Genomic DNA, 13,770 nt, shown 5'->3' with positions numbered 1-13,770 from the left:
TTCTCCTTATTTGACAACGACTGTATAGTCGGTATTTTCTGTTATGAGGTGCTCGGCTCTTTCTAAATCTTGAGCATTTTTAAATGAGATTTGTAGAATCCCGTGAATATCCTCACGGTTTTCCTCATTGATGTGGATGTTAACCAAGGAAGTTCCACGTAGCAGTTCCAAAATTCGCAAGATAACATCTTCTTCATCGGGAACATCAACATAGAGGTCGTAAGAACTGTCCACACCGCCACGCTTATGAATTTCCATGGCCTGACGTTGCTCCCGCGCTTGATTGAAAAAGTTCCAGATTTGCTCTTCATCTCCCTTGCTGATGGCTTGTCCAACCTCATCTAATCGCTCCTTGAAATCCTCAATTCGATCTAGAATAGTTTCACGATTAGATAAGAGAATGGAAGTCCACATACCCGGCTCGCTTTCCGCAATTCGAGTCATATCTCTAAAACCACCGGCCGCAAAGCGTCTTGCCATCTCATGTTCTTGAGCATAGACCGCAGTCTGCTCCATGAGACTAGAAGCCAGAATATGTGGAAAATGGCTAATCTGAGAAGTCACTCGATCGTGCTCCTTGGCATCAATCTCGATAAAGCGAGCATGAAGACCTGAAAGCAAATCCTTCATTTCCTCAAGCGTGCCAGGGCTTGTCAGGCTCGAAGGGGTAAAGATATAATAGGCATTTTCAAAGAGATTGACATCCGCAGAAGCAGCCCCTGTCTTGTGACTACCAGCCATAGGATGGGCCCCGACAAAGCGAACAGGCTTGCCAGCCAAATACTGCTCTGCCGCATCCACAATAGCTGACTTGGTCGAACCAGCATCTGAAATAATGACACCTTCTTTCAAGTCCAAATTGGCCAACTCCTTAATAAAGGAAATGGTTTGCTTTATTGGCAAGCTGAGAATGATGATATCTGCCAAAGGAGCAAAACTGGCAAAATCATCTGTTGCACGGTCAATCATGTCTTCTTTCAAGGCGATATCTCTCGAAGCTTGACTGCGATTATAACCTAAAACTTCATAATCTGGATGATCGCGTTTGATACCAAGTGCCATAGAGGCACCAATCAGACCAAGGCCTGCGATATAGACTGTTTTTGCCATAGGAACTCCTTAATAGTTCTTTGTATAGTCTCGGTGTTGGGCTACCGCTTCTTTTAATTCCTCTAGATTGTCTGATGAGAATTTTTCGAGGATTTCTTGTGCCAGAACCGTTGCCACAACGGCTTCCATGACCACTCCTGCAGCTGGAAGGGCGGTCGGATCACTTCTTTCCACAGTTGCCTTGTAAGGCTCATGGGTTTCGATATCCACACTCATAAGAGGCTTATAAAGAGTAGGAATGGGTTTCATGACGCCACGAACAACAATCGGTTGCCCATTGGTCATACCGCCTTCAAAGCCGCCCAGATTGTTGGTACGGCGAGTATAGCCGTCTTCTTTAGACCAGAGAATTTCATCCATGACCTGGCTGCCCTTACGGTAACCAGCTTCAAAACCAAGACCAAATTCCACCCCTTTAAAAGCATTGATAGAGACAACTGCTTGGGCAAGTCTGGCATCTAATTTTCTGTCCCATTGGACATAGGAACCAAGACCAACTGGAACACCTCCGACGACTGTCTCCACAACCCCACCGATGGTATCACCGTCACGCTTGATTTGGTCAATATAATCCTTGATTTCCTGTTCCCTTTCTTGGTTGACAATAGAAACTTCAGACTGGGCAGCTCGTTCCTTAATCTCAGCAACTGTGAGATTCTCAGGAACATCGATTTCCTTGCCACCAAAGACTACGACATGGTTGGCAATCTCCATATCCAGCTCAGCCAAGAGGCGTTTGGCTACTGCCCCAACTGCCACCCGCATGGTGGTTTCACGAGCTGATGAACGCTCCAAGGAATTACGCAAATCATCAAAACGGTACTTGATGCCCCCAACCAAATCGGCATGACCTGGACGAGGATGGGTTATTTTTCGTTTGCTTTTAAGTCGCTCTTCAATGTCCTCCGCAGACATGATATCCAGCCATTTTTGGTGATCCTTATTGATGACATCCATGGTAATAGGCGCCCCTGTCGTCTTCCCGTGGCGAACGCCTGAAGTAAAGACAACTTGGTCGCTCTCAATCTTCATACGGCCACCACGACCGTAACCACCCTGACGGCGTTTAAGATCCTCATTGATATCCTCTGCTGTCAAAGGTAGTCCAGCTGGAATTCCCTCAATGATAGCCGTCAGACGGGGGCCGTGTGATTCTCCTGCAGTTAAATATCTCATACACTCTCCTTATTTTACCAAGTAGTCTTTCATCTCTTCCAGAGAAACTGGGTGAATAGTCGCTGAACCAAGCTCTGGTACCAAGACCAATTTCAAGGTATTGCCACGCGCTTTCTTATCATGAGTCAAAGCCTGATAAAGCTTGTTAACATCCCAGCTCTCATAGTCAACAGGTAGTCCAAATTTCTGACACATCTCTGTGATTGACTGGGTAATGCCAGCTGGCATGAGGCCTTTTTCCTCAGCAACCTTGGAAATCTGTACCATACCCATGGCCACAGCCTCACCATGCATAACCTTGCCATAACCGGCAGTTGCTTCAATGGCATGGCCAATAGTATGGCCAAAATTGAGGTAAAGGCGAACACCATTGTCCAACTCATCCTCAACCACCATCTTGCGCTTGACCTGACAAGAATGTTCAATCAAGGTCTCTGCATGTTCCAGAATGCTCTCAACAGAACCATCCAGCTCCGTCAAAAGAGTCCATAGTTCTGGATCCTCAATCAAGCCATACTTGATAACTTCACCCATCCCTTCAATCAACTCTCTTTTTCCAAGTGTTTCAAGGACAAGCGGATCAATCAGAACCCCGTCTGGCTGGGCAAAGGTACCCACCATATTTTTAGCAAATGGAGTATTGACGCCCGTCTTTCCACCGATTGAAGAATCCACCTGGGCAGTCAAACTAGTCGGAATCTGAACAAAGTGAATGCCCCGCATATAGGTAGAGGCTACAAAACCAGCCAAGTCCCCAACGACACCACCACCTAGGGCTACAATCCCATCACTGCGGGTCAGACCTTGCTTGACCAAAAATTCATAGACCTTCTGAACAGTGGTCAAATTCTTTCTTTCTTCACCTTCTAAAAAGTCAAATACAGCTACCTGAAAACCAGCATCTTCTAGGCTGAGTTTGACCTTCTCTGCATAAAGAGAAGCTACATGGTTGTCTGTTACGATGACCACTTTTTGTGGTTGCCAGAGTTCTCGCAACCATTGACCAGCCTGAGCCAGACAACCTTTTTCAATCTGAATATCATAAGGATGATGAGGAATATCGATTCTGATTTTCATAGGAGAATCTCCTTTTCTTTATTGGTATTTTTCTGTTAAAGACTGCCAAATCTCTTCTGTTGGCATTTCCTTGCCTGTCCACAGTTGAAAAGCTTCTGCAGCTTGATAGAGCAACATTCCCAGACCATTGACTGCTGGATTGCCCTGACGTCTAGCCCATTTCAAAAATGGCGTTTCAAAGGGTTGGTAAATGATATCTGCTACTAAAAGAGTTTCTGATAGGACAATGTTTTCAGGAACTGGAGATGATTGACCATCCATCCCTACACTTGTCGCATTGACCAGTAAATCAGACTCAGCAATCCTTTCTTTCAGTTCAGAAACATCTTCTAAAGCATACAAGTCCACTTTAAAGCCTGTTTGCTCCTGTAACTTGTCTAGATAAGGTCTTGTTTTTTCCAGGGAAACTGAACGAACAAAGACCGAAATCTGACTGACACCATCCAAAATAGCTTGTGCCAAAATGGACTTGGCCGCACCACCTGCACCCAGTAGGGTCATCTTCTTACCTGTAATTGTAAAAGAAGGCAAGCTCTTAAAAAATCCCTTGCCATCTGTATTATATCCAATTAAATTGCCATTCTCATTAACAACCGTATTGACCGCACCAATCAAGCGCGCTTCGTCACTCAGCTCATCCAAATAAGGAATCACTTGCTCCTTATAGGGCATGGACAGGTTGATGCCAAACATCTGGTAGCGACGAATATTGGCCACTGTTTCTGCCAAATCACCCGCTTCAATCTCCCAAGCCACGTAAGCACCATTGGTAGCTGTCGCCTCAAAGGCACTATTGTGAATAAAGGGGGAAATAGAATGCTTAATAGGATTGGCAACAACGGCAGCTAAACGTGTATAGCCATCAAGCTTCATCCAAAATCTCCCGAATTTTTTTCATGTTAGCTAAGGAAATCTGACCTGGGGCACTTGCCTCATCTAGACTAGCAAAAGACCAGCTAGAACCCGTCACATCCGCAGTGATACGAGAGACCTTACCCACCTTGCCCATAGAAATGGTCACATATTCCTGTTCAGGATTGAGGGTTTTAAAGCCTCGTGTATAGTTCATCAAGTCTAGCACATCCTGCTCCGTGTGAGCCATCACCGCGACCTTAACAAGTTTTGGATTTAGGCTCGTCAACTCTGACAAGATTTCCATCATATTTTCAGGTGTTTCTTGGAAATTATGGTAACTCAAAACGAGATTTGGGAAGTCCAACATTTCCTCAAAAACATCCTTGTAGCTATAGTACTCAAAATCAATATAGTCTGGTTGATAGAGTTGCGCCACTTCCTTGATTAGATGGATATATTCTTCTGGAGAAAGGTCGATTTCTCCCCCTTCAGAGCGAGTTCTCAGCGTGAAAACCAACTCACGGCCTGCGAATTTTTCAAAAATAGCTGGAGCTACCTGCAAAATCGCTTCCTTAGGCAGATAATCTGCACGCCATTCAATGATGTCGGCATCCAGATACCTCGTGGCGTCCAGAGCCTGGGCCTCCTCTAAACTTCTTGGCATTACTGAAACGATTAATTTCATTTACTAACCTTCATACTAATCACCTTGAGGTAATTACTACTTTCATCTTTTTTATTATAGGCAAAATCTGCTGGAAGACCGTATTTGTTTAAAATCTGGTAACTTCTTCCTGCAAAGCCTTTATCAATTTGTTCTGTAAATTTCTGACGGGAAACATTGGCAGCATTGGTGCTGGCAATGATGATTCCTCCCGGATTTAAAATCTCAAGACTCTGGGAAATCAACTTGTGATAATCCTTGACCACAGAGAAGGTCTGTTTTTTGTTCCGAGCAAAGCTAGGCGGATCTAGGACAATCACATCGTAGGTCAAACCTTTTCGTTTGGCATACTTGAAATATTCAAAGACATCCATGACTATAAAGCGATGGTCGTCTGTGCTGATTCCATTTGCCTGAAAATGCGCTTGAGACAATTCTCGTGAACGCTTGGCTAGGTCAACAGAAGTTGTCTGACTTGCTCCTCCCATGGCCGCAGCCACGGAAAAGGCAGCTGTATAAGAAAACATATTGAGCAAGGATTTACCCATAGCCAAACCATCGACCAAGCTCCCACGAACTTCATGCTGGTCTAGGAAAATCCCTGTCATCAAGCCATCATTCATAAAGACCTGATACAAGACACCATTTTCTAGAACAGTGAAAAAGTCAGGTGCTTCTTGACCATAAACATGGGCTGATTCATAGTCCAAACCCTTAAAGCGGATTTTCTCATAGGCCCCTAACACCTCAGGAAAAACCTGTCTAAAAGCTTCTGAGATAACCTTGCGAATCTGATAAACATAAGAGTTATACCAAGAAAAGACGACATAGTCACCATAGAGGTCCACTGTCAGACCCCCAAAGCCATCTCCCTCTTGATTAAAGAGACGAAAGGCAGTTGTCAAATCATCTTGATAGTAGGCGCTTCTCTTTTCTTTAGCTTGTCTAAATAGTGTTTCAAAGAAAGCTTGATTGAAGACCACCTTGTCCTTACTAACAAACCAGCCCAAGCCCTTGTTTTGCTGAGAAAGGTAGGCAGTACCAAGAAAGTTTCCTTCCTGACTCTGCACTTCTACTTCCTGATCCTTAAGATTGACATTCTCAAGATCACTGGCTTCTAGTAAAACTAGCCCCTTAGCGAGCTTCTTTTCAACCCTTTTGCTGACTCTTATTCTATTCATAACTACCATTATATCAAACTTTTAGACAATTCTCAAAAAAGAAACTACCCTTGCTTTTTTACTCTTCTTTTAAAAAATGGTATACTAATACTAATAAAAAACTAGGAAGTAAATGTGTGAAAAGCAATTTTAACAAAATCCAAAAAGCCATGGGTACCAGACTGGGTTTTGTCCTAACCCTTTTAATCCTCTATTGGCTCAAAACCTTATTAGCCTATGCCGTTGACTTTAATTTAGATATTCAAGTGGGCAAGTTGCAGGGAAATTACCTTGCCTTTATCGCCTTTTTCAACCCCCTTCCTCTAGGACTACTCCTGCTGGCTCTAGCCCTCTATGCTCGGTCAACCAAGATTTTTTATGGCCTGAGTATAGCTATTTATAGCCTTTTATTCATTTGGCTTTATTCTAACGTCTTTTACTATCGAGAATTTAGCGACTTTATCACAGCCAATACCATGAAGGTGGTCAGCAAGGTGTCTGTCGGCACTGCGGAACTAGAGTTACTGCGTCCCTGGGATTTCATCTATTTTATGGATTTCCCACTGCTGGCTTTCCTTTTCTATAAAAAATTCATCCAGCTGAATAGGAGACCCTTCAAATTCCGCTCCAGTGTTGCTATCACTGCTCTCTCAGCCCTGCTCTTTTCTGCTAATCTTTTCTTGGCAGAGATTGAGCGTCCCGATCTCCTGTCGCGAGGATTTTCTAATTATTATATTGTTCGTGCCCTTAGTTTGCCAGCCTTTTTAGGCTATAGTGCCAACCAATCCTATAGCGCTAATAAAGAACGGGCTAAGGCCTCTGAGACTGACCTTCAACCTATTACAGATTATATTCAAGAACATTCGGCTAAGCCCAATCCAGACTATTTTGGCCTGGCCAAAGGGAAAAATGTGATTTATCTCCACTTGGAGAGTTTCCAACAGTTCCTGCTTGACTATAAACTCAACCTAGATGGAACTGATCATGAAGTCACTCCCTTCCTTAATTCCCTCTACCATTCGCAATCTACCCTAGCCTTTTCGAATATCTTTAACCAAGTCAAGGCTGGTAAAACCTCAGATGCAGAAACCATGCTAGAAACCGGTTTGTTTGGACTTGACCAAGGTTCCTTTATGGTCAATTATGGAGGTACCAATACCCAGCAGGCAGCTCCTTTTATCCTATCAAAAAACGGCTATCAATCGAGTGCCGTCTTTCACGGTAATATCGGGACCTTCTGGAACCGAAATACAACCTACAAGCAATGGGGCTACCAATACTTCTTTGATGCTTCCTACTTCACCAAGCAAGACAGTAGCAATTCTTTCCAATATGGTTTAAATGATAAAATCATGATGAAAGATTCTATCCAATATTTAGAGCACTTGCAGCAGCCTTTTTATACTAAGTATATCACGGTGTCCAATCACTATCCCTATGCTAGCAATCTGACAGGCGATGAGCTTGGTTTCCCACTGGCTAAAACCAAAGATGAAACAATCAACGGCTACTTCCAAACAGCTAACTATCTGGATAGTGCTATCAAGGCCTTCTTTGACTATCTCAAAGAAAGTGGCCTCTATGAAAAATCCATCATCGTCATCTACGGAGACCATTATGGAATTTCTAACTCCCGCAATCCTGACCTGGCTCCCTTGATTGGCAAGACTTCTGAGAACTGGTCGAATTACGACAATGCCATGTTGCAACGAGTGCCTTTTATGGTGGTCATGCCTGGTTATGAAAAAGGGCAAATCATCAATACCTACGGTGGACAAATCGATATCTTACCAACTCTCGAACACCTCCTTGGTATTGAGTCCAATTCCTTCCTTCAAGTCGGCCAAGACCTTCTGTCTCCAGATCATCAAGAAATCGTTGCCTTTCGGACTGCCAATTCCTTCGTCACACCCAAATATACCAGCTACGACGGTCGAACCTACTATACTGAGAGCGGTCTTGAAATCAGCAATCTTGATGAACAAGCTCAGACTGAACTAGAAATTGTTCGTCAAGCAGCTAGTCAACAGCTAAAAATCAGCGACCAGATTCAAACTGGCGATTTGATCCGTTTCTACCAAGCAGATCATCTTGGAAAAGTTGATACAGAAAGTATTTCTTATCTCAATTCTTTACCAATTCTTCAAAAGATTGAGCAGGAAAAAGGTAGTCAATCAACCAGTCTCTTTAGCCAACGACAAGGTAAAACCAGTGCTGACCTTTTCAAGGCACCAAGTTACCAAGAACTCCATCCAGAGTCGGCAGAAACCAAATCAAAATCACAATAAAAGATGCTCTTCCGTCTTGGAGGAGCATTTCTTTTTATCAATGAAAATCAAAGAGCAAACTAAGAAACTAGCCTCAGATTAACTGTGATATTATAGGTAGAGAGGTTGTACCTGCAATATATGACTGTCAAGTTTAGTGGTGTAGATAGTAGAATAAAGATGAGAAGGCATAGAGAGAAGATAAATCACCTTAAGCAGGTATCTGGAAAATTTGATTTTATAGAGAATCCTTTTGTTACAAACTCAATATACTATCAATAAATAATATCATAGAAGCAACAATAATTATAATTTCACCTATTTGCATAATCCTATTTCGAACTCTAAATATATTTTCTATCAAAAATACTTGAAAAAGACACATTATAGGAATTAACGTTTTTGAAATTGAAAAATATCCAAATAAATAAACTATAAACAACAAAAATAGAAACTTGTTATATTTCTTATTCATGACAGTCCCCTCTTTATTTTTTGATTACCAATCTTAATCATTTACAACCACATTATAACAAACTACGAAATCCTTGTTAACAAATATTGCCATTTTTTAAAATTTTTTGTGATTCTTACTTCGATATTAATTTTAGATGACTTTTCGTCTATACTTAGGTGTGAACACAACAGTTCTACTTTGTGTACGATAAACTATGAGCCTTTTGTGCCATATTTTTCTCCTTTCGCTTTACAATTGGCTTGAACACCTTCATTGTATCGCGTTTGGAGTTTTTTTGTCTCGCACCTAACTGAGCGAGACGGACTGCAAATCACATAATTAAAAAAGTTGGAGCTCAGTACTCCAACTTTTTCTATTAAAATGTTTGGCGTTTTGCTTTACGCTCTGCACGACCACGTGCGCGATTTTCAGCGCGCTTGGTCTTGCGGCGTTTTTCATCAACCGCCCATTGAATTTTCTTCTTATAACCTGGTTTGACTTTTTTCTTTTTCTTTTTAACCAAACCAATCATTTCGATATCAAGTTTATCTTGTTTTTTCTCACGGTTGGCACGACGATCACGGTCATAAGTATCTTGAAATTCCCCGTCTTTGACCATTTTAGGAGTAAACTTGATTCCCAATTTCTCCAACTCACGGATATCCGAGTCATCACTTGGCTGATAAAGGGTAATAGCTGTACCTGGTAGGCCATTTCGTCCAGTACGACCAACACGGTGAACAAAGAAAGATAAATCTTGCGGAATGGCATCATTGATGACATGGCTGACACCTTCAATGTCAATCCCACGCGCTGCCAAGTCTGTTGCGACAATGTACTCAAAATCCAGATTTTTCACCTGGTTCATGATACGCTTGCGTTCACGAGGGGCAATATCTCCATGAATCTTCGCTACCTTCAAGCCTTGAGCAGTCAGATATGAATGCAATTCATCAGCACGCATTTTAGTGTTAACAAAAATCATTGCCAAATACGGTTGCATCAACTGAGTTAACTGGTAAATTTGAGCATTCTTGTCACGTCCCTTTGTAGAAATCAACCAATTATCAATGGTATCAGAAATGACCGTTTTGGTCTTGATTTTCTCCATAACAGGATTTGACAAGTATTTTTTCAAGAATGGTTGCAGTTTTTGTGGGATAGTCGCTGAGAAGACCATGAATTGCAAGTCTTTTGGAAGGCTTCCAGCAATCTTATCAACAGTTTCCAAGAATCCCATATCCAAGGTCATATCTGCCTCATCGACCACAAAGGTCTTAGCCTTGTGAATAGCTAGGTCACCAGACTTAACTAAGTCATAAATACGGCCAGGCGTTCCGATAACAATATGAGGCTGGTTACTTGCCAATTTGTCAATCTGGCGAGCCTTATCCGTACCACCCACATAATTAACCACACGAACTTCGACATCTGAGTGGGCTGCAATCTGACGGGCTGCTTGGTAAATTTGAGTAGCTAATTCACGGCTCGGTGCAGTAATGACTGCTTGAACACTATCGTCGGCTTCATCTAATTGCTGGAAAATCGGCAATAGGAAAGTGTGAGTCTTACCCGAACCTGTTTTTGATTCACCGACTAGGTCACGACCTGTCAAAACAATAGGAATCAACTTGTCTTGCACCTCTGTTGGAGTTGTAAATTTCAACTCCTCCAAGGCTTCACTAATATATTTTTTAAATTGAAATTTCGTAAATGACATAATATCCTCGATTCTATCTATCCTATCAATTATACCATATTTTATTCCATTTCAGTAGTCTCACTTATTTAGGCTATTTCTAGTAGCTTCTCTAGTAAAAAAGGCTGGAATTTGTGAATCCCAACCTCTTTTCAGTCATTATTTCCAGTTTAAAATAGCATTCAAGCCATAGTGATCACTCACTTGTGGACTCTTGTTACCATCAAATACGACATGTAAATTTTCCACCGCTAACTCCTTGGTAGTAAAAACATAGTCGATTCGAAGGGGTTCAGTGTTCCCCTTCCATCCATCAATTTCTGGTGGAACAGTATAGCTACCACTTTTATCTTGAGCAACTTCAAATGCGTCTTGTAAGCCTAATGGACTAGCTAAAATAGCTTGGTAACCTTCCTGACCAGCTGGATTGTTGAAATCTCCAGCTAGCAAAAGCGGCTTGTTCAATTCTTTCAAGACAGCTTCAAATCGTGCCCATTCTTCTTGGAAACCTTTATCCCACCAAGAAAGGTGGACACTGGCAACTGCAAGGTCCTTGCCATCAACTACAGTTTCAGCCAGGGCGACACGGCGAGTATGATAGTCTGTTGGATCATCCACATCTGAAACCAAAATTTCTCTTGCTTCAATAGGTGTTTTAGACAAGATAGCCACACCTTCATGGTAGCGGTCATAACCAATATGGTTATAGGCCCAAGTCCAGTAGTAATCTTTCCCTTGCTCTGACAACTTTTCAACCAAAAGTCTAACATAATGGTCTTGGTGAATAGGCTCAGCTGCTGGCAAAGCTTGATAAAGGTCATTAACCTCCACCACTGGCGAAGTGATCTCCTGATTGATTTCTTGGAAACAAATCAAATCATAGTCTTTTTCAAGAATATCCTCAAGCAAAATCTGGAATTTTTCCTCTGCTTCTTTCTCCATCCAACTGTGAGTATTGAGTGTTAAAAATTTCATTCTTTTCTCCCAAAATAAGAGGTTGGAATACAGCTTCCAACCTCAAGTATATTACAATTCTACTTTAGCAACTGCTGTTTTAGCTGCAAGAGAACCTGTTTTTTCTAATTTAACTGATTTAATTGCATCACCATTTGTGAAGACAACTACTGTTGAAGTTTCACGTCCTGCTGCACGGATAGCATCCAAGTCAGCTGTGACAAGAAGATCTCCTGCTGCAACTTTTTGTCCTTCAGCAACATGAACTGTAAATGGTTTACCTTCAAGACTTACTGTGTCCAAACCAATGTGAACCAATACTTCAAGACCTGCTTCAGTCACAATACCAAGAGCATGTTTTGTTGGGAAGATGCTTGATACAGTACCTGAAACTGGAGATACAATGTTTCCATTTGCAGGTTCTACTGCAAATCCATCACCCATCATTTTTTGAGCAAATACTGGATCTTTTACTTGTTCCAAAGCAACAACTTGACCGTCTGCTACTGAGTAAACTTCCTCAGTAAGACCTTTGAAGTGAACAGTGTTTTGTTGTGCTTCAGTCATTTGGCTTGGAAGAGTTTCAGGAATGATTTCACCTGAATCAAGGATATCTTGGATATCAGATTTCAATACGTCTGCTTTTGGACCGTAGATAGCTTGAACTCCTTGTCCTTTCATGACAAGACCCATAGCTCCTTCTGCTTTCCATTGTTCTGCATCACCGACTTTGTCAGCATCTTTTACAGTTACACGAAGACGAGTCATACATGCATCAACATCAACGATGTTTGCACGTCCACCAAGAAGGTTAATAATGTTTACAGCTTGAGAGCCTGCTGCAACTTTCACTTCGCTACTAGCTTCTTCTGAACCTTCAGCAGTTTCGTAATTTCCGTTACGTCCTGGAGTGGCGTAGTTGAATTTTTGAATCATGAAGTTTGCGATAAAGTACATGATTACGGCAAAGAGAACAGTTACCCAGATAAAGTTAACGATATCCATACCAATACCAGCATTAATTGCTAGTGGTGTACGAGTCAAGAATTCAATTGAACCGAATGAGTGGACACGTAGGTTTACTACGTCAGCCATAGCGAAGGCAGCACCTTGAACAAGTGAGTAAACAAGATACATAGGTGTTGCGACGAACATGAACATGTATTCGATTGGTTCAGTAACCCCTGTCAAGAATGTTGCAAGAGCTGTCGCAATCATCATACCTTTATATTGATGTTTCTTATCAGCATCGACATTACGGTAGATAGCAACGATCATACCCATCAAGATACCGAATGAACCGATCATTTGTCCAACTTTGAAACGAGCTGGGTGAACAGTATCTAACAATTGTTGGTAGTGACTTGCATCTGTACCTTTAAGGTTAACAAGGTCTGTTACCCATGCAAGCCATAGTGGGTCTTGACCAAATACTTGACTACCTTTAGCTGCACCAGTTAAAATGTCATAAGTACCACCAAGAGCTGTGTAGTTCATTGGGATAGTCAACATATGGTGAAGACCAAATGGCAAGAGCAAACGTTCCAAAGTACCATACAAGAATGGTGCAAGGATTGGAGCAGTTTCTTGTGAGTTGGCAATCCAGATACCAAAGCTATTGATACCTGTTTGAACTACTGGCCAGAAGGCAGCAAGTAGAATTGCAGCGATTGCTGAACGAAGAATAACTACAAATGGTACGAAACGTTTCCCGTTGAAGAATGAAAGTGCATCAGGAAGTTTACGGAAGTTGTAGTATTTATTGTAAGCAGTTGCCCCTACAAAACCTGAGATAATCCCTACAAACACACCCATGTTCAATGCTGGAGCTTCAAGAACACTAATGAAGTAATCAGCAACTTTGATTGAACCACCAAAGAGAGTTGTGACCATAGCATCTGGATTTTTCAACATATCTCCTGATACACCAAAGATTGTACCAGTGATACGGTTAATCAAGATGAAGGCAAGACCAGCGGCGAAAGCACCACCAGCACGTTCTTTAGCCCAGCTTCCTCCAATTGCTAGGGCAAACAAAATGTGAAGGTTACCGATAACCCCCCAACCAATTTGCTCAAGAATTCCACCTGTAACTACAAGTGGTGCAAAAGTTGGGTTAATCATTACGATAGACTTACCGATTGAAATCATCAAACCAGCAGCCGGCATAACCGCGATAACCACCATCAAAGCCTTACCGAATTTTTGCCAAAACTCGAAAGACAAGACATTTTTGAATGTATCTTTCATCATTCAAATCTCCTTTATTTTTATTTAGGCAAACGTTTTACGAAAACGTTTGCACTTTCTATAATTCAATTATACCACTTTAATTTTTTTTGTAAAGGCTT

At 41.8% G+C, this 13,770-nt stretch carries 10 protein-coding genes; 1 reads left to right on the top strand and 9 read right to left on the bottom strand.

The window, feature by feature from the left end; translation table 11 throughout:
* Positions 1-6: 6 nt before the first annotated feature.
* Genes CYK18_RS01285 through CYK18_RS01260 form a run of 6 tightly spaced genes read right to left on the bottom strand, consistent with a single transcriptional unit; the run spans position 7 to position 6,063 of the window.
* The gene (locus CYK18_RS01285) at positions 7-1,110 is read right to left on the bottom strand and encodes a prephenate dehydrogenase (protein ID WP_101784630.1); all 1,104 of its coding nucleotides are present in this window, start codon (positions 1,108-1,110) and stop codon (positions 7-9) included.
* Between the two features lie 9 nt (positions 1,111-1,119).
* Positions 1,120-2,286 (bottom strand): chorismate synthase, encoded by a 1,167-nt coding sequence (gene aroC, locus CYK18_RS01280; protein ID WP_101784628.1) that lies wholly within the window; start codon positions 2,284-2,286, stop codon positions 1,120-1,122.
* A gap of 9 nt (positions 2,287-2,295) precedes the next feature.
* Entirely contained in the window at positions 2,296-3,363 is a 1,068-nt protein-coding gene (gene aroB, locus CYK18_RS01275; protein ID WP_101784626.1) for a 3-dehydroquinate synthase, read from the bottom strand.
* An 18-nt stretch (positions 3,364-3,381) separates the two neighbouring features.
* Positions 3,382-4,236, bottom strand: a complete 855-nt coding sequence (locus tag CYK18_RS01270; RefSeq protein WP_101784624.1) for a shikimate dehydrogenase — start codon at positions 4,234-4,236, stop codon at positions 3,382-3,384.
* On the bottom strand, positions 4,226-4,903 hold the full coding sequence (gene aroD, locus CYK18_RS01265) for a type I 3-dehydroquinate dehydratase (RefSeq protein WP_000767765.1): 678 nt from the start codon (positions 4,901-4,903) through the stop codon (positions 4,226-4,228). The genes CYK18_RS01270 and aroD overlap by 11 nt, the downstream gene beginning before the upstream one ends.
* Complete coding sequence (locus tag CYK18_RS01260) at positions 4,900-6,063, bottom strand: class I SAM-dependent rRNA methyltransferase (RefSeq protein WP_180947993.1); 1,164 nt, start codon at positions 6,061-6,063, stop codon at positions 4,900-4,902. Before CYK18_RS01260 ends, aroD begins: the two co-directional genes overlap by 4 nt.
* Before the next feature lie 149 nt (positions 6,064-6,212).
* Here CYK18_RS01260 and CYK18_RS01255 point away from each other — a divergent pair, with 149 nt between their 5' ends.
* Positions 6,213-8,330, top strand: a complete 2,118-nt coding sequence (locus CYK18_RS01255) for an LTA synthase family protein (protein WP_180948007.1) — start codon at positions 6,213-6,215, stop codon at positions 8,328-8,330.
* Between the two features lie 812 nt (positions 8,331-9,142).
* Here CYK18_RS01255 and CYK18_RS01240 read toward each other — a convergent pair.
* From CYK18_RS01240 to CYK18_RS01230, 3 genes are all read right to left on the bottom strand, one after another.
* Positions 9,143-10,486: a DEAD/DEAH box helicase gene (locus CYK18_RS01240; RefSeq protein ID WP_004238723.1), complete on the bottom strand. Its 1,344-nt coding sequence runs from the start codon at positions 10,484-10,486 to the stop codon at positions 9,143-9,145.
* Between the two features lie 138 nt (positions 10,487-10,624).
* Entirely contained in the window at positions 10,625-11,440 is an 816-nt protein-coding gene (locus CYK18_RS01235) for an endonuclease/exonuclease/phosphatase family protein (RefSeq protein ID WP_049516557.1), read from the bottom strand.
* 51 nt (positions 11,441-11,491) lie between these two features.
* On the bottom strand, positions 11,492-13,672 hold the full coding sequence (locus CYK18_RS01230; protein WP_101784615.1) for a PTS transporter subunit IIBC: 2,181 nt from the start codon (positions 13,670-13,672) through the stop codon (positions 11,492-11,494).
* Between the last annotated feature and the right edge of the window lie 98 nt (positions 13,673-13,770).

The sequence above is a fragment of the Streptococcus mitis genome (assembly GCF_002860865.1).
Taxonomy (GTDB): domain Bacteria; phylum Bacillota; class Bacilli; order Lactobacillales; family Streptococcaceae; genus Streptococcus; species Streptococcus mitis_AT.
The sequence above is the reverse complement of the archived record's forward strand: the minus strand, read 5'-3'. Positions and strand labels throughout refer to the sequence as shown.